Source organism: Pseudarthrobacter sp. MDT1-22 (genome assembly GCF_054511035.1).
Genome location: NZ_JBTNDK010000009.1, coordinates 26,519 through 40,683, shown reverse-complemented (window position 1 = coordinate 40,683; position 14,165 = coordinate 26,519). Strand labels below are relative to the sequence as shown.

Below are 14,165 nucleotides of genomic sequence, written 5' to 3'. Positions count from 1 at the left end.
GAAAGTGACCCCGCATTGCTTGTTAACGAACGACGGCGGGCGGTCACCTTTTCAGAAAGGTGACCGCCCGCCGTCGTTCGGTGGTTGAGCGTTCCGTTGGTTAGACCTTCGCGAGCCCTGTGCGGGCCATGGCGTCGGTGTAGACGACGCGCATTTCCTCAAGGTACTGTTCCTGCCGCGCGGGCGTCCCGGCGAAGGCGCGGCCGCTGAGGGAGCGGACCTTGTAGGTCTTCAGCCCGCGGCGCCAGAGCAGCGGAACTTCGGTCTTCAACAGCAGGTTGGCCAGGCGGTTGGCTTCGGTGCCGTGGGCCACGATCACCGAGGCGCGGGGGACCACGGCGAGGAACTTCAGGAGCGGCTTGAGGCCGGCGGAAATCTGGTCCGGCGTGAACTTGCCGTTGACCTCGCCGGGGGTGTGCCACGGGTGTACGTTCCACGGCATCACGAACTCGGGGCGGAGGCCCAGCTTCCACTGGATGCCGAGCATGCGGGTGGCGGCGTCTTCGTCGCCGGCGGTGATGAAGCCGGACGGGTCAGCCTCGCCGATGTTGGAGTAGAGGCTGATGATGCGGCACTCGTCCACGTCGTGCATGGGGTCGACGTACGGGACTTCGGTGTGGGGCTTGACGCTCTGCAGGGAATCGCACAGCTCGTTGACGGCGGCAACGTTGGGCTCGTAGCGGCGGCTCAGGAGCTGTTCACGGAGGGATTCGGGGGCCAGGGCTGTCATATAGTGCAATGTCTCCTGCGGGGCTCGGCGATGCTGCCAATCCGGAAAATGGGCGCGTGATGGGCGCGCCCGTCCGGCGTGGTTTGAAATGTGGTGTGGACCGATTCCTGGTCGATCTCTATCAGTTTAGCAAGCCCCGCGAAATGCGGGGCCCGGCCCTAACCTCCCGTGATGGACGGCACAGGGCGATCAGTCTTTGTCAAGTTAATTGACAGCTTTCGTTTAGCTTGATTGGCTTCTGTGACAGCCCGCAATAAGGACGTTGCGGCTGGTCGCACCCTCCATGCAGTCGAGAGAGGTAACGTACCGTGAACAAAACCCTGGCAACTTTAAGGACCGCGGCCGTATCCGGAGCCCTGGTTCTGACGGCACTCGCCGCGCCGGCACCGTTGGCCCAAGCCGTGGGCGAAGGCCCCAACTATGACGGCAACGGCCAGATCACCACCTCGAAACTGGCAACCTATGACGAGTTGGTCTCCTTCCTGAAGGATCAGGACACCCGCCAGCCAGCCATGGATCTGGAAGTGATCGGCCAGACTGTCAAGGGCCGGGACATCCACCTGGTGAAGTACATTTCGGACCCGGCCAAGCCCACCATCCTGTACCTGACCCAGCAGCACGGAAATGAGCAGTTGACCACCGAGGGTGCCATGGCATTCGTGAAACACCTGGGAACCGGGAAATCGGGGGACATCCTGGACGGAGTGAACATCCTCATCGTTCCCATGCTCAACGCCGACGGCGCGATGGGAGATGTGAACTTCCCGCTGGATGATTACCTGGCCAAGGGCGACCGCCACATGACGCGGTACAACGCCGAGGAGGTGGACCTGAACCGCGACCACGTCGCCAAAATCCAGCCCGAAACCCAGGCCCTCCACACCAACGTCATGCGGAAGTACAACATTGACTACATGATCGACCTGCACCACCAGGGCACCCGGAGCGAACGCGACGGAAAGCTGGTCTCCGGGTCCATCCTGTACCCCACCACGCCCAATGCCGATCCGGCTGTTGTGGAAATGTCCAAGCAGTTGGGCGCCGTGGTCTTCAACAACGTCGATTCCACCGGTTGGGGCCACTTGGGCAAGTATGTGGGCGGCAGCGCCGAGACCATCAGCCGCAACGGCATCGCAGTGGAGTACGGGATTGCTACCCTGCTCTTCGAAATGCGTGGCATGTCTGATCACTATCCGGACGGCTACGCCCTCGGGCTCCGCAGCAACGGTTACCTGATCCAGCAGACAGTGACCACGCTGACGGCCACTGCGGCGGCCATCGCTGACGGTTCGATTGCCGACGCCGATACGTCCTTCTGGGACAGCCTGGACACCCAGACGTCCCGTCCCGGCGAGGAAGCTGACGACGAGTAGTAGACGGCGGGAAGTCTGCCCGTGGTCCTTTGCCGCGCGTGAAGGGCCACGGGCACCCTATTGAGTGGACGAAGTCCGTGATCGGCTAAACTTGGGTGGTAAGAGCCCCGGACTCTTGCGTGGTTGGCCGCCGTAGAGGTCCGGCCAGGCTATGGCCTTCGGGGCATTCTCATGAACGGCGCTACGCAGGCCTGCCATTTCGGTGGACGGACCTGTGCGGCCCGAACGAATGGGGGAGGATCCCATGCCAGCAATCGTGATCGTAGGAGCCCAGTGGGGCGACGAAGGAAAAGGCAAGGCCACCGATCTTCTGGGCGGCCGCGTTGACTACGTCGTAAAGCCCAACGGCGGCAACAATGCCGGGCACACCGTCGTCGTAGGCGGTGAGAAGTATGAGCTCAAACTCCTTCCGGCCGGCATTTTGAGCCCCAACGCGATTCCGATCATCGGCAACGGCTGTGTGGTGAACCTCGAGGCCCTGTTCCAGGAGATCGAAGGCCTGCAGGCCCGTGGCGCGGACACGTCCAAGCTGCGCATCTCCGCCAACGCGCACCTCGTGGCGCCCTACCACCAGGTCCTGGACAAGGTCACCGAGCGTTTCCTCGGCAGCCGCGCCATCGGCACCACCGGCCGCGGCATCGGCCCCGCCTACATGGACAAGGTGGCCCGCCTGGGCATCCGCGTCCAAGACGTCTTCGACGAGTCCATCCTCCGCCAGAAGGTGGAAGGATCCCTGCGCCAGAAGAACGAACTCCTGGTCAAGGTCTACAACCGCCGCGACATTGTGGTGGACGAGATCGTGGACTACTTCCTGGCTTTCGCCGAGCGCCTGCGCCCGCTGGTCATCGACAGCACACTGGTCCTCAACAACGCCCTGGACGAGGGCAAGGTTGTGCTTATGGAAGGCGGCCAGGCCACCTTCCTGGACGTGGACCACGGCACCTACCCGTTCGTGACCTCCTCCAACCCGACCGCCGGCGGCGCGTCCGTTGGCTCGGGCATCGGCCCCACCCGGATCTCCCGCTCCATCGGCATCATCAAGGCCTACACCACCCGTGTTGGCGCCGGACCGTTCCCCACCGAACTGTTCGACGAGATGGGCATGTACCTGCAGAAGACCGGTGGCGAGTTCGGCGTAAACACCGGCCGCCCGCGCCGCTGCGGCTGGTACGACGCCGTCCTGGCCCGCCACGCTTCCCGCGTGAACGGCTTCACGGACTACTTCGTCACCAAGCTGGACGTCCTCACCGGCATCGAGCAGATCCCGGTCTGCGTTGCCTATGACGTTGACGGTGTCCGGCACGACGAAATGCCCATGACGCAGACCGAGTTCCACCACGCAGTGCCCATCTTCGAGTACTTCGACGGCTGGACCGAGGACATCACCGGTGCCCGCACCCTGGAGGATCTCCCCGAGAACGCCCGCAACTACGTGCTGGCCCTCGAAAAGCTCTCCGGCACGCGCTTCTCCGCGATCGGCGTCGGCCCGGACCGTGACCAGACCATCGTGGTCCACGATCTGATCAACGACTGACAGCCTGTAAAGCACGACGACGGCGGGTCACCTGAAAGGGTGGCCCGCCTTTGTCGTCACTTGGGGGAATTTACACAGGCTTAACGCAGCCGGTCTTGTGAGGCAGTAGACGGGCCGGACAGACTCTTAAGCACACCCTGAACTGATCAGTTGATCATTCGACCAGACCCGCAGGTGCCGGACGCAGAGATGCTTCCGGGACCGCCCGTGGCGACGATGCCGCCCGGACGGGACCCCAGACCGGAAGGATTTATCATGGCCGGGAAGTTTGAAGTTTTCTTGGATTCGGATTCACATTTCAGGTTCCGCCTCACGGCGCCGGATGGCACGGTGATGGCTGTGTCCGGGGCTTTTGAGGACAAAGCCGCAGTGGTTGCCGGTATCGCCGCCGTCCGCGAATGCGCCGGGACAGGGCTGGTCACCGATCTCTGCCCCGCCGCCAAAGTTTCGCGGACCGCCCCCGCCCCCACGTCCGTGGTGGTCCCCGCCCAACTCCAGCCGAACTGCGGGGACCAACGCGTCCCCGCCACCAGGGCGCACACTTTTGTTATGGCCAAAGCACCGCGCCTGGGGGTGGCCGCCCCGCGCTGGATTTGAGGCGCGCTGGGCCTGAGCTGGGCTGGGCCAGAACGCGCTGGACGTAGCCAGCCCTGCCCGACGTTACGCTCCCGGAAGGTTTTTTGTCCGACGGCGTAACCCCTGCGGTGCGAAGAGCGATTACCCCTATGAAGCGCCGGCCTGGAACTTGTCCCCCATCATGTTCCAGGCCGGCTCTTTTGTTACTGGAAGGTAAGGTTGGCTGGCGAGGGCATTCCGCGTGCGACGTGCGGGCCCCAAGCTGAGCAAGCCCAGTCCCCTCCACCGAAGGCCCTGTGTCCGTGACCGATGCACTGACAGACGACGTTCTGCGTGCGCGCGCCCGCGATCCGGAGCTCTTCAGTATCGTGTACCGAACGTACGCGCCACAGGTCCTGGGCTACCTCACAGCCCGCGGGGTAGAAGATCCGGAGGCGGTTATGCAGGAAGTCTTCATCGCCGTCCTGCCACGGCTGCAGAAGGTTACCGGCGGCGTGGCCGGGCTGCGCACGTTTGTCTTCTCCGTGGCGCACGCCAGGATGGTGGACGATCACCGGAGACAGCAGCGCACCCCCAGTAAACTCCCGTTCGAACCCGACCTCGACGGACGCGAGGAGTCCTCGGCCGAGACTGAAGTGCTGCACCGGATCTCGCCGCAGGAAGTGGCCGATCTCCTCAAAGAATTGCCGGATGAACAGCGGGAAGTGCTGTCGTTACGCCTCGTCGCGGGCCTCACAGTGGACCAGGTGGCCGCTGTGATGGGCAAGAGTGCCGGCGCCGTCAAACAGCTCCAGCGCCGTGCATTGATCCGGCTGCGCGAGCAGTCCGCAGTGAAGGAGTACGTGGCGCCATGACCTCCAATGCCAGCTCCCTGATCGGTACTGTGGACGAAATGCTCCTTGACGCCGGTGGAACCGATTCCGCCGGGCTCCGAAAAACCCTGCTCGCGCTGGGCTCCCTCGCCTCCCTGCCGGTCCCCGAACCCGGCCCCGAACTGGCCGCACTCTTGTCTGGCCAGACCCACCAGCTCGCCCGGCACCGGCTCCTCCGGAAGCACCGGACCACTGTTGTGGGCCTTGCCGTCATCGCGGGGATGGGGCTGGGCGTCACCGGGGTGGCCGCCACCGCATCTCCGGACGCGCAGGCCAGCAGTTCCATCCAGAAGTTGTTGCAGGACTGGGCTCCCGGCTGGTCCATCGCAGGGACTCCCGCCGCCAGCGGGACCGCCGCAAATCGGACAGAGGCGCAGTTGCCCGCGGAGCCGGCAACCCGCGACGACGCAGCGCCGGCACAGCCGGAAAATGTTGAACGGGAAACTGCCCCGCCGGCGAACGGTCCGGAAAACGCAGGCCAGAACCGGGGCGCGGAGCCGGCCGGCCGCGGAAACGGTACGCCGTCCGGCAAGTCAAGGACGGACGACGGCGGCGTGCCGGGGAACGCTGCGAGCGTCACCCGTGACGCCGCTGCCGAACTCGACAAGGCCGGAAAGCTGGTTGCCGGTACCCTGGCCGAAGCCGGAACAGCGGCAGAGTCCCCGACGTCGGCCATGGTACCCCCGGCACTGACAGAAAAAACCGGGGCCGGCAAGGCCGGACCCGGTTCAATCTGGCTGAAGAAGTTCAGCCGTTAATCAGGTTTGCTTCAGGGAACGCCTGTCCGCCAGGAAGAGCATCTCCGTCAGGAAAGCAACTGCCGCTTGGAGGAGATCACGCCGGTGTCGAAGCCGGCCAGGTGCAGCCCGCCGTGGAACCGGGCATGCTCGATCTTCACGCAGCGGTCCATCACCACGTTGAGCCCGGCGGCTTCCGCGTCCGTGGCCACGTCCTCATGCCAGGAGCCGAGCTGCAGCCAGAGGGTTTTGGCGCCCGCCGCGACGGCTTCGTCCAGGACGCCCGGGAGGTCACCGTGCTTGCGGAACACATCCACGATGTCCGGGCTTTCGGGAAGATCGGCCAGTGAGGCGTACGTCGGTTCACCAAGGATCTCCTTGACCACGGGGTTCACGAAGTACACCTTGTACCGCGTGGACGATTGCAGGTAGGTTGCCACAAAATAGCTCGCCCGGGACGGCTTGTCCGAGGCGCCCACGATCGCAATCGAGGTGGCTGCGCGCAGCAGGTTCAGGCGCTCCGGAGCGGAAGGTCCGGTCCAGGTACGTTCGCCGGTTCTCATACGTTCGCTCCAACCGTGCAGGAATCCGCTTCGGCGGTTGAGCTCGCCTCGGTGGTTGAGCCCGTCGAAACCGAGGCCGCGTCCAGTGCCTGGTCCAGGTCCCACAGGATGTCGTCGATGTCCTCCAGGCCCACGGAAATGCGGACCAGGTCCTCGGGAACGCCCGCCGATTCCAGTTGGACCGGGCTCAGCTGCTGGTGCGTGGTGGAACCCGGGTGGATCACCAGGGTGCGGGAATCGCCTACATTGGCCAGGTGTGAGGCCAGCTGTAGGGATTCGATGAACTTCTGCCCGGCCGTGCGGCCGCCCTTCACGCCGAAGGAGAAGACAGAGCCGGGGCCCAGGGGCAGGTACTTCTTCGCGCGCTCAAAATGCGGGTGCGAGGGAAGCCCGGAGAAGTTGACGTAGGCCACGCGGGGATCGGCCTCGAGCCATTCGGCCACTGCCTGGGCGTTCTTGAGGTGCTCATCCAGGCGCTGCGGCAGGGTTTCCACGCCCTGCAGCAGCTGGAACGCCGAGAGCGGGGAAAGTGCCGGGCCGATGTCGCGGAGCTGTTCGCAGCGCAGCTTGGTGAGGAAGCCGTATTCGCCGAAGTTGCCCCACCAGGAGACATTTCCGTAGGACGCCACCGGCTCGGTCATGGTGGGGAACTTGCCGTTGCCCCAATCAAACCGGCCGCTCTCCACGATCACGCCGCCCAGCGTGGTGCCGTGCCCGCCGAGGAACTTCGTGGCGGAGTGGATCACGATGTCGGCACCGTGTTCGATCGGGCGCACCAGGTACGGCGTGCTCAAGGTGGCGTCGACCACGAGGGGGACGCCGGCGTCGTGCGCTACCTTCGCGAGGGCCGCCAGGTCCTGGACTTCCGACGACGGGTTGGCCACCACCTCGACGAAGATCGCCTTCGTGTTCTCCTGGACCGCCGCGGCATAGTCCGCGGGGTCGGTGCCGGGAACGAAGGTGGTGTCCACGCCGAAGCGGCGGAGGGTCACGTCCAGCTGGGTGACGGTGCCGCCGTACAGCTGGGATGCCGCCACGATGTGGTCGCCTGACTGCGTCAGCGCGGCGAAGGTGATGAACTCCGCGGCCATGCCCGACGACGTTGCCACCGCTCCGATGCCGCCCTCAAGCGAGGCGATGCGCTCTTCGAACGCTGCCACGGTGGGGTTGCCGATGCGGGAGTAGATATTGCCGTACTTCTGCAGGGCGAAGAGGTTGGCGGCGTCCTGGGTGTCCTTGAACACGAAGGACGTGGTCTGGTAGATGGGCACCGCACGGGCGCCGTGCTCGGCGTCGGGAGTGCCGCCGGCGTGCAGCGCGCGGGTGCGGAAACCGAACTTGCGGTCAGCCATCAGACAGCCACCGACTCGGCTACAGGTGTGTTGGAGAGATCGAGCTCGGTGCCGTGTTTGCGGGCCAGGTCGGCTTCGAGTTCGCGGACGATCGGCAGGATGTCCTGGCCGAAGGCGGCGACTTCCTCCTGGAAGTGCAGGTAGCCGGTGAGGAAGAGGTTCACGCCGATCTTCTTGTAAGCCACGATCCGTTCGGCGATCTGCTCCGGGGTGCCGATCAGCTGGGTCTTGAAGCCGTCGTTGTACTGGACCAGGTCCTCGAAGCTGGAGTCGGCCCACATGCCCTTGCCGTCCTTGGTGGACGCGCCGGCTTCCTGCACGGCGTCGCGGAAGCCCTGGACTGCCGGCTTGTGTGCCTTCTCAACGATTTCGCGCAGCGTATCGCGGGCTTCCTTCTCGGAATCACGGGCGATCACAAAGCCGTTGAGGCCGAACCGGGGAGCGGCCAGGGCGCCGTCGGTGCCGCGCTTCGTCTCACCTGAAGCGGCCACCACGCCGGCGATGTTCTCCTTGAAGCCTTCCAGGTCCTTGCCGTTGGAGAAGTACCAGTCAGCCACGCGGCCCGCGGTGGCCTGGGCCGCCGTCGAGTTGCCGCCGAAGAAGACCTCGGGGTGGGCGCGGCCGGGAACGTCGACGGGGGCCGGATTCAGGGTGAAGTCCGTGATGTTGTAGTACTTGCCGGCCTGGCTGTACTCCTGCTCGGTCCACAGTCCGCGCAGCACCTTGATGAATTCCTCGGTGCGGACGTAGCGTTCGTCGTGCTCCAGCCAGTCGAGGCCGAAGTTGGTGAATTCGTTCTTGAGCCAGCCGGAGACGATGTTGACGGCGGCGCGGCCGTTGGAGATGTGGTCCGCGGTGATGATGTATTTGGCCAGCACACCGGGGTGCCACATGCCCGGGTGGACGGCGGCGATGACCTTGAGGCGCTCTGTGGCGGCGAGCAGGGCCAGGGAGAAGGACGTGGCCTCGTGCTGCTTGTCGGCTCCGTAGGAGGCGGCGTATCGGGTCTGCGTCAGGGCGTATTCGAAACCGGAGTTCTCGGCGATCTGCGCGAGCTTCTTGTTGTAGTCAAAGTCCCAGCCGGTGCGCTGTTCGATGGTGGAGACCACCAGGCCGCCGGAAACGTTCGGCACCCAGTACGCAAACTTGAGCGGCTCTGAAAGGCGGGCAACGTTGCTGATGTCTGTCATGAGTTTTCCTTTACTAGGGCCCGCTCGCGCAGGACGTCCTGGATTCCGGCGATCGCCGGTTCGTTTTGGAGGGAGGTGGTGTCGCCCAGGGCGGTCCCCTCGAATAGTTGGGTGAGCAGCCGGCGCATGATCTTGCCGCTGCGCGTCTTCGGTACGTCAGGAACGACGACGACGTCGCGCGGCTTCGCGATCGGGCCGATCGCCTTCGCAACGTGGTTGCGGAGCTCCTCGGTGGTTGAGCTTGTCGAAACCCCGCGCTTTAGTACGACGAAGGCGACAATCGCGTGCCCGGTCTTGGGATCGGCCACCGGACAGACGCCGGCCTCCACCACGTCCGGGTGGGACACCAGCGCCGACTCGATCTCGATGGTGGACAGCAGGTGGCCGGAGACGTTCAGCGTGTCGTCCACGCGGCCCAGGATCCAGATGTCGCCGTCGGCGTCGTACTTCGCGCCGTCGCCGGCGAGGAACCAGCCCTGCTCCACATACTGGCTCCAGTAGGAGTCGTAGTAGCGGCGGGGGTTGCCCCAGACGGTGCGCGCAATGGCGGGCCCGGGCGTGTCAACCACAATGAAACCCTGGACGCCTGGCGGCACCGTATTGCCGGCGTCGTCCACGATCCTGGTACTGACGCCCGGCAGCGGGCGGGCCGCGCAGCCGGGCTTGAACTCGGTATCCGTGGGGGCGGGGGAGAGGATGGTGGCGCCGGTTTCGGACTGCCACCACGTGTCCACCACGGGTGCGGTGCCGGCGCCGACATTCTGGCGCAGCCAGCGCCAGGCCTCGGGATTCACGGCTTCGCCCACGGTCCCGAGCATCCGGATGGAGGAGAGGTCGTAGCTGTCCGGCACGCCGTCCGGGAACCAGCCCATGAGGGAGCGGACCAGGGTGGGCGCGGTGTAGTACTGCGTGACGCCGTAGCGTTCGATGATTTCGAAGTGGCGGCCCGGGTGCGGGGTGTTGGGGGTGCCCTCGAAGATCACCTGGGTGGCGCCGTTGGAGAGCGGGCCGTAGATCTCGTAGGTGTGCGCCGTTACCCAGGCGAGGTCCGCGGTGCACCAGTGCACATCCTGGTCGCGGAGTGCGGGGTCCGGGTTGCTGAAGAGGTGTTCGAAGCTCCAGGACGCCTGGGTCAGGTAGCCGCCGGAGGTGTGGACCAGGCCCTTGGGCTTGCCGGTGGTCCCGGAGGTGTACATGATGAACAGCGGCGTTTCGGCGTCGAACGCCTCCGGTTCGTGGACTTCCGCGGCGCTCCCGACGGCGTCATGCCACCACACGTCGCGGCCTTTAATCATGGGGACGGCGGCCAGGTCCTCCGGCGCCGTGGTGCGGTTGATGACCAGCACGTGTTCGATGGCGTTGTCCCCGGCGACGGCGGCATCCGCGTTGTCCTTGACGGGCACGGCGACACCGCGGCGGAACTGGCCGTCCGTGGTCACCAGGAGCTTGGCGCCCGTGTCCTCGACGCGGAACTTCAGGGCTTCGGCGGAGAAGCCGCCGAAAACGAGCGAGTGGATGGCGCCGATGCGGGCCACGGCGAGGGTGATGATGACGGTCTCGGGGATCACCGGCAGGTAGATGACCACGCGGTCACCCTTGGTGATGCCCAGGGCCAGCAGGGCGTTGGCGGCCTTGGAGACTTCGCGCTGCAGTTCCGCGTACGTGATGGCTCGGCGGTCCCCGGGCTCCCCTTCGAAGTGGAGGGCCACCGTGCCGCCGCGGCCATTGGCTACGTGGCGGTCCACGCAGTTGTAGGCGACGTTGAGCTTGCCGCCCTCAAACCAGGTGATCTCCGGGCCTTTGCCGGCTGCGGGGTCGGCCGGGACGCGGCGGTGGGCCGTGTGCCACGGCTTGCCTGTGATTCCTTCGGGCTGCGCCCAGTCCAGGCGGAGGGCCTGCTGTTCCCAAAATGCCACATTGTCCGGCTGGGCTTCGCCGCGTGTTTCTTCGTGCTCCGCCGTGTGCTGAGTGGTGATGGTGCTGCTGTGGCGCGCCGGCCCTCCCGACGGTGCGCCGTGCACTGCGACGTCGTTGGGCTCGGTCGAGGACCATCCCGATGAGCTGCTGGAAGGGCCGGGCGCGTCACGCAGCCCTGCTTCGACCGCCGTCGCGTTCGAAGTGGATTGGGGAGAGCCCAGTGTGGCGGCCGCTGCTGCGGCGCTGACGGGACTCGGGGTGGATAAAGGCGTGGCAGAGGATACTTCTGATGTCATAGATGTGCTCCATCGATCCTGGCGGTAGCACCCTTCGCTGTGTGCCGAGGATGGTCGCCTCAACGGGTACAGCGTTTGGTCAGGGATGCTGCGGCTTCATCGATCCAGGTCTCTCGGCCGCTCGGGATGGTCACTACCACTACAGCCGAACCGCATGCCTTGCGCCAAATCATGGTCTGTGGGACGTAATATTCGCTCACGCGAGTATTGACGCCAGCTATTCATTCAAATATTCGATCAGGGGCCGCTCAGGGGACGATGTACGCTTGCATCATGGTCCACGTCAACGATCCTGCCGTTATTGAGCGCCTGATGCGAAACAAAGGGCGGTGGGCCATCGTGGGCCTGACCACCAACGAGTGGCGTGCCGCCTACGACACCTCGCTGTTTATCCGCGACCGGCTCGGGATGGACATCATCCCCGTCAACCTTCCCGGCGACGCCGTCCACGGCGAAACCGGGTACCGTACCCTGGGTGAAATTCCCTCCGAAAAGCAACCCCTCGACGTCGTCGACTGCTTTGTGAACTCGCAGAAGGTCGGTGCGGTGGTGGACCAGGCAATTGCCGTGGGCGCCAAAGCCGTGTGGCTGCAGCTGGGTGTTATCGACGAAGCGGCAGTGGACCGTGCCAAGGCCGCCGGCCTGGACGTGGTGATGGACGTTTGCCCCGCGCAGCAGGCGTGGAAGTACAACCTCTGATCAGCGCTGCATCAGCTCCGGGTAGTGGCGTTCGGTCACATCGGGATGGGCGCGCATGCGGCCCTTGAGCATGTTCAGGCCAAAGGACGCAAGCATCGGGTTGGACGGATCGTCGGAGATGCCGCGTGCCTGGGCTTTGAGCTCCGGAGGCAGCGGCACCGGATCGATGACAGCGTCCAGCCGCGGCGACCAGAAGAACGGGACTGAGTAGCGGTCCACGCCCGGTGGCGGCGCCTTGACCCGGTGGATCGTGGCGGCAAGGAATCCTTCCGTGGCCACCTCCAGCATTTCGCCCAGGTTCACCACGAGTGCCCCGGGAACAGGCTCAACCGGCGCCCATTCAGTTGTCCCGGGCGGCAGCACTTCGAGGCCGCCCACCTCGTCCTGGAGGAGGAGGGTGACAAAACCGTAGTCAGCGTGGGAGCCAACGCCCTGGTTCCCGGCCGCCTCCACCACACCGCCGACGTAATGCACCAGCTTGCCCATCCACGCGGGTTCGTTGCCGAAGGGCTCGTCGAAGTGGTCCTCCGGCAGTCCCAGGGAAACCGAGATGCCCCTCAGCAGCTCCATGCCCACACTGGACATCAGGTCGGCCCAGGCCATGGCCGCCGGCTTGAGCTCCGGCAACGCCTCATCGGGCCACATGTTGTGCCCTTGAAGAAGCCAGTACGGCTGGTCGGCCGGATAGTTGTGGACGGGCTCGCGCTCGGGGGAGTAGTCGATCTGCTCGCGGGCGTCGGCCCGTCCCTGCGTGACTTCGGTGCCCATCCGGGTGTAGCCGCGGAAGTGCGGGGAAATCCTGTTGTCCAGCTTCATCCGCTCCTCGAGGGGCAGATCGAAGAAGCGTTTGATGAGGGCCAGCAGCTCGTCGGCCTGGCCGGGGGCGGCGCCGTAACCGGTGATTTGGAAGAAGCCCACGTTGTGGGCGGCGTCCCGCAGCTGGTCAATGAATTCGGGGCTGAAGGAGCCGTACGGCTGGCGTGCGGCGCTCATGTCCAGAACGGGAATGGTGGCCTGATCGGGTGACATCTTCGCAGACTAGCACCGCCGGGAAGGGCTTTGTAGGCTCGGTCCATGGACGCAGCCCAACTCAAGGCAATATGCCTGTCATTTCCCGGTGCCTTCGAGGATTTTCCCTTCGGCCCGGAGACCTCCGTGTTCAAGGTCCGGGCTGCCGTGGCAGGTGGCGCGCGGCATGAAGCCAAGATGTTTGCCGCGTCCGCCATGAACCCCGACGACTGGTCCGTGAGCCTGAAATGTGAACCCGCCCTGGCTGAGCAGCTGCGGGCCGCACACCCTGAAATCACCGGCGCGTGGCACATGAACAAGACGCACTGGAACGGCGTGCGGCTGGATGGAAACCTGCCTGATGCCATGGTCCGGGACATGGTGGAGGATTCCTACGACCTGGTGGTGGTCTCCCTGAGCCGCAAGCAGCAGGAGCAGCTGGGGTGGGCGCGGCTGTCCGGGTCTTCGGGCGGGCCCCGTTGACGGGGAAGCGCCTGGCTCCCGGCGGCCTCAACTATCCGGGCATCGGCTTCACCGAACACGGCCGGGCGCCGGAAGGTTACCCCTGCCTCGTATCGCGGGAGTACCTGGGCGATGGACCGGCGGTCTACCGCCGGGTGGCGCACGGAATCCTTATATGGGAACTGCAGCGTCGGTCTGGACTGCGCGTCCGGACCGAGTCCGACGTCGTGATCCCCGGCGCTCGCGTGGTGAGCGGGTTCGGTGTCGGGCCTTTCCGTATCAATGCCCCGTGCGAGGTGGTCTGGGTGCGGCGGCCGGTGCCGGGAGACGGCCCCCAGTCAGCGGGCTTCGGCTACGGCACGCTGCCCGGCCATCCTGAACGCGGCGAGGAAGCCTTCGAAGTTGAGATCGGCGCTGACGGGCTGGTGTTCCTGAAGATCACCGCCTTCAGCAGGCACGCGAACTGGTTCTACCAGGCGGGAGGCCTGCTGGCCCGGGCGGCGCAACGGCACATCACTTCGCGATACGTTGGAGGGGCACGCCAACTCGCCGCAGGTGAAAGCTGATCAGGAGAAGGTACATGCTGGACCAATCGACCCTTGACCGCCTATGGAATTTTGGGGATCCCGAGCTGTCCGAACAGCGCTTCCGGGACGCCCTTACTGACCCGACCTACGACACGTACGAAAAGGCCGAACTCGCCACGCAGCTTGGCCGGGCCATTGGCCTGCAGGGCCGCTACGAGGAGGCGGATGCCTTGCTGGACTCCGTGGACGGCGAGGAAGAACCCACCGTCGGAGTGCGGATCCTGCTGGAACGCGGACGCGTCCTGAACTCCAGCGGCCATGGCCATGGC

The 14,165-nt window shown here is 65.3% G+C and carries 15 protein-coding genes; 8 read left to right on the top strand and 7 right to left on the bottom strand.

Annotated features, from left to right (window positions below; all coding sequences use genetic code 11):
• Window positions 1-100: 100 nt before the first annotated feature.
• Window positions 101-730 (bottom strand): uracil-DNA glycosylase family protein, encoded by a 630-nt coding sequence (locus ACX80M_RS09280; RefSeq protein WP_056348638.1) that lies wholly within the window; start codon window positions 728-730, stop codon window positions 101-103.
• 308 nt (window positions 731-1,038) lie between these two features.
• On the opposite strand from ACX80M_RS09280, the gene ACX80M_RS09275 reads away from it, so the two are divergent.
• The 5 genes from ACX80M_RS09275 (at window position 1,039) to ACX80M_RS09255 (ending at window position 5,843) form a co-directional block, all read left to right on the top strand.
• A complete protein-coding gene (locus ACX80M_RS09275; protein WP_459309431.1) occupies window positions 1,039-2,103 on the top strand; it encodes a M14 family zinc carboxypeptidase in 1,065 nt (354 codons plus the stop codon).
• Window positions 2,104-2,347: 244 nt separating this feature from the next.
• Window positions 2,348-3,637 carry an adenylosuccinate synthase gene (locus ACX80M_RS09270; protein WP_056348633.1) on the top strand — a complete coding sequence of 430 codons (1,290 nt, stop codon included), beginning with the start codon at window positions 2,348-2,350 and terminating at the stop codon, window positions 3,635-3,637.
• A 255-nt stretch (window positions 3,638-3,892) separates the two neighbouring features.
• A complete protein-coding gene (locus ACX80M_RS09265) occupies window positions 3,893-4,234 on the top strand; it encodes a YegP family protein (RefSeq protein WP_252610083.1) in 342 nt (113 codons plus the stop codon).
• 281 nt (window positions 4,235-4,515) lie between these two features.
• Window positions 4,516-5,067 carry an RNA polymerase sigma factor gene (locus tag ACX80M_RS09260; RefSeq protein ID WP_252602176.1) on the top strand — a complete coding sequence of 184 codons (552 nt, stop codon included), beginning with the start codon at window positions 4,516-4,518 and terminating at the stop codon, window positions 5,065-5,067.
• Complete coding sequence (locus ACX80M_RS09255; protein ID WP_459309430.1) at window positions 5,064-5,843, top strand: hypothetical protein; 780 nt, start codon at window positions 5,064-5,066, stop codon at window positions 5,841-5,843. The genes ACX80M_RS09260 and ACX80M_RS09255 overlap by 4 nt, the downstream gene beginning before the upstream one ends.
• 47 nt (window positions 5,844-5,890) lie before the next feature.
• Here the strand turns inward: ACX80M_RS09255 and ACX80M_RS09250 are convergent, their stop codons facing one another.
• Genes ACX80M_RS09250 through acs form a run of 4 tightly spaced genes read right to left on the bottom strand, consistent with a single transcriptional unit; the run spans window position 5,891 to window position 11,140 of the window.
• A complete protein-coding gene (locus ACX80M_RS09250) occupies window positions 5,891-6,385 on the bottom strand; it encodes a CoA-binding protein (RefSeq protein WP_252602180.1) in 495 nt (164 codons plus the stop codon).
• A complete protein-coding gene (locus ACX80M_RS09245) occupies window positions 6,382-7,737 on the bottom strand; it encodes an O-acetylhomoserine aminocarboxypropyltransferase/cysteine synthase family protein (protein WP_252602182.1) in 1,356 nt (451 codons plus the stop codon). Before ACX80M_RS09245 ends, ACX80M_RS09250 begins: the two co-directional genes overlap by 4 nt.
• The gene (gene sfnG / locus ACX80M_RS09240; RefSeq protein ID WP_252610089.1) at window positions 7,737-8,927 is read right to left on the bottom strand and encodes a dimethylsulfone monooxygenase SfnG; all 1,191 of its coding nucleotides are present in this window, start codon (window positions 8,925-8,927) and stop codon (window positions 7,737-7,739) included. Before sfnG ends, ACX80M_RS09245 begins: the two co-directional genes overlap by 1 nt.
• Window positions 8,924-11,140 (bottom strand): acetate--CoA ligase, encoded by a 2,217-nt coding sequence (gene acs, locus ACX80M_RS09235; RefSeq protein WP_459309429.1) that lies wholly within the window; start codon window positions 11,138-11,140, stop codon window positions 8,924-8,926. Before acs ends, sfnG begins: the two co-directional genes overlap by 4 nt.
• Before the next feature lie 273 nt (window positions 11,141-11,413).
• Between acs and ACX80M_RS09230 the strand changes: the two genes are divergently transcribed.
• A complete protein-coding gene (locus ACX80M_RS09230) occupies window positions 11,414-11,839 on the top strand; it encodes a CoA-binding protein (RefSeq protein WP_252602191.1) in 426 nt (141 codons plus the stop codon).
• Here ACX80M_RS09230 and ACX80M_RS09225 read toward each other — a convergent pair whose 3' ends face one another.
• A complete protein-coding gene (locus tag ACX80M_RS09225; RefSeq protein WP_252602194.1) occupies window positions 11,840-12,868 on the bottom strand; it encodes an isopenicillin N synthase family dioxygenase in 1,029 nt (342 codons plus the stop codon).
• Window positions 12,869-12,913: 45 nt separating this feature from the next.
• Here ACX80M_RS09225 and ACX80M_RS09220 point away from each other — a divergent pair, with 45 nt between their 5' ends.
• Both ACX80M_RS09220 and ACX80M_RS09215 read left to right on the top strand, forming a co-directional pair.
• Window positions 12,914-13,330, top strand: coding sequence for an MmcQ/YjbR family DNA-binding protein (locus ACX80M_RS09220; RefSeq protein ID WP_252602197.1), 417 nt, complete (start codon window positions 12,914-12,916; stop codon window positions 13,328-13,330).
• Entirely contained in the window at window positions 13,291-13,875 is a 585-nt protein-coding gene (locus ACX80M_RS09215; protein WP_252610103.1) for a DUF1990 family protein, read from the top strand. The genes ACX80M_RS09220 and ACX80M_RS09215 overlap by 40 nt, the downstream gene beginning before the upstream one ends.
• A gap of 41 nt (window positions 13,876-13,916) precedes the next feature.
• Here ACX80M_RS09215 and ACX80M_RS09210 read toward each other — a convergent pair whose 3' ends face one another.
• Window positions 13,917-14,162 (bottom strand): hypothetical protein, encoded by a 246-nt coding sequence (locus tag ACX80M_RS09210; RefSeq protein ID WP_459309428.1) that lies wholly within the window; start codon window positions 14,160-14,162, stop codon window positions 13,917-13,919.
• Window positions 14,163-14,165 lie beyond the last annotated feature (3 nt).

Coding starts and splice junctions, on each gene's coding strand:
- ACX80M_RS09265 (WP_252610083.1), top strand. CDS start 3,893: ATGGCCGGGAAGTTTGAAGTTTTCTTGGATTCGGATTCACATTTCAGG.
- ACX80M_RS09245 (WP_252602182.1), bottom strand. CDS start 7,737: ATGGCTGACCGCAAGTTCGGTTTCCGCACCCGCGCGCTGCACGCCGGC.
- ACX80M_RS09225 (WP_252602194.1), bottom strand. CDS start 12,868: ATGTCACCCGATCAGGCCACCATTCCCGTTCTGGACATGAGCGCCGCA.
- ACX80M_RS09255 (WP_459309430.1), top strand. CDS start 5,064: ATGACCTCCAATGCCAGCTCCCTGATCGGTACTGTGGACGAAATGCTC.
- ACX80M_RS09220 (WP_252602197.1), top strand. CDS start 12,914: ATGGACGCAGCCCAACTCAAGGCAATATGCCTGTCATTTCCCGGTGCC.
- sfnG (WP_252610089.1), bottom strand. CDS start 8,927: ATGACAGACATCAGCAACGTTGCCCGCCTTTCAGAGCCGCTCAAGTTT.
- ACX80M_RS09210 (WP_459309428.1), bottom strand. CDS start 14,162: ATGGCCATGGCCGCTGGAGTTCAGGACGCGTCCGCGTTCCAGCAGGAT.
- ACX80M_RS09280 (WP_056348638.1), bottom strand. CDS start 730: ATGACAGCCCTGGCCCCCGAATCCCTCCGTGAACAGCTCCTGAGCCGC.
- acs (WP_459309429.1), bottom strand. CDS start 11,140: ATGACATCAGAAGTATCCTCTGCCACGCCTTTATCCACCCCGAGTCCC.
- ACX80M_RS09230 (WP_252602191.1), top strand. CDS start 11,414: ATGGTCCACGTCAACGATCCTGCCGTTATTGAGCGCCTGATGCGAAAC.
- ACX80M_RS09250 (WP_252602180.1), bottom strand. CDS start 6,385: ATGAGAACCGGCGAACGTACCTGGACCGGACCTTCCGCTCCGGAGCGC.
- ACX80M_RS09270 (WP_056348633.1), top strand. CDS start 2,348: ATGCCAGCAATCGTGATCGTAGGAGCCCAGTGGGGCGACGAAGGAAAA.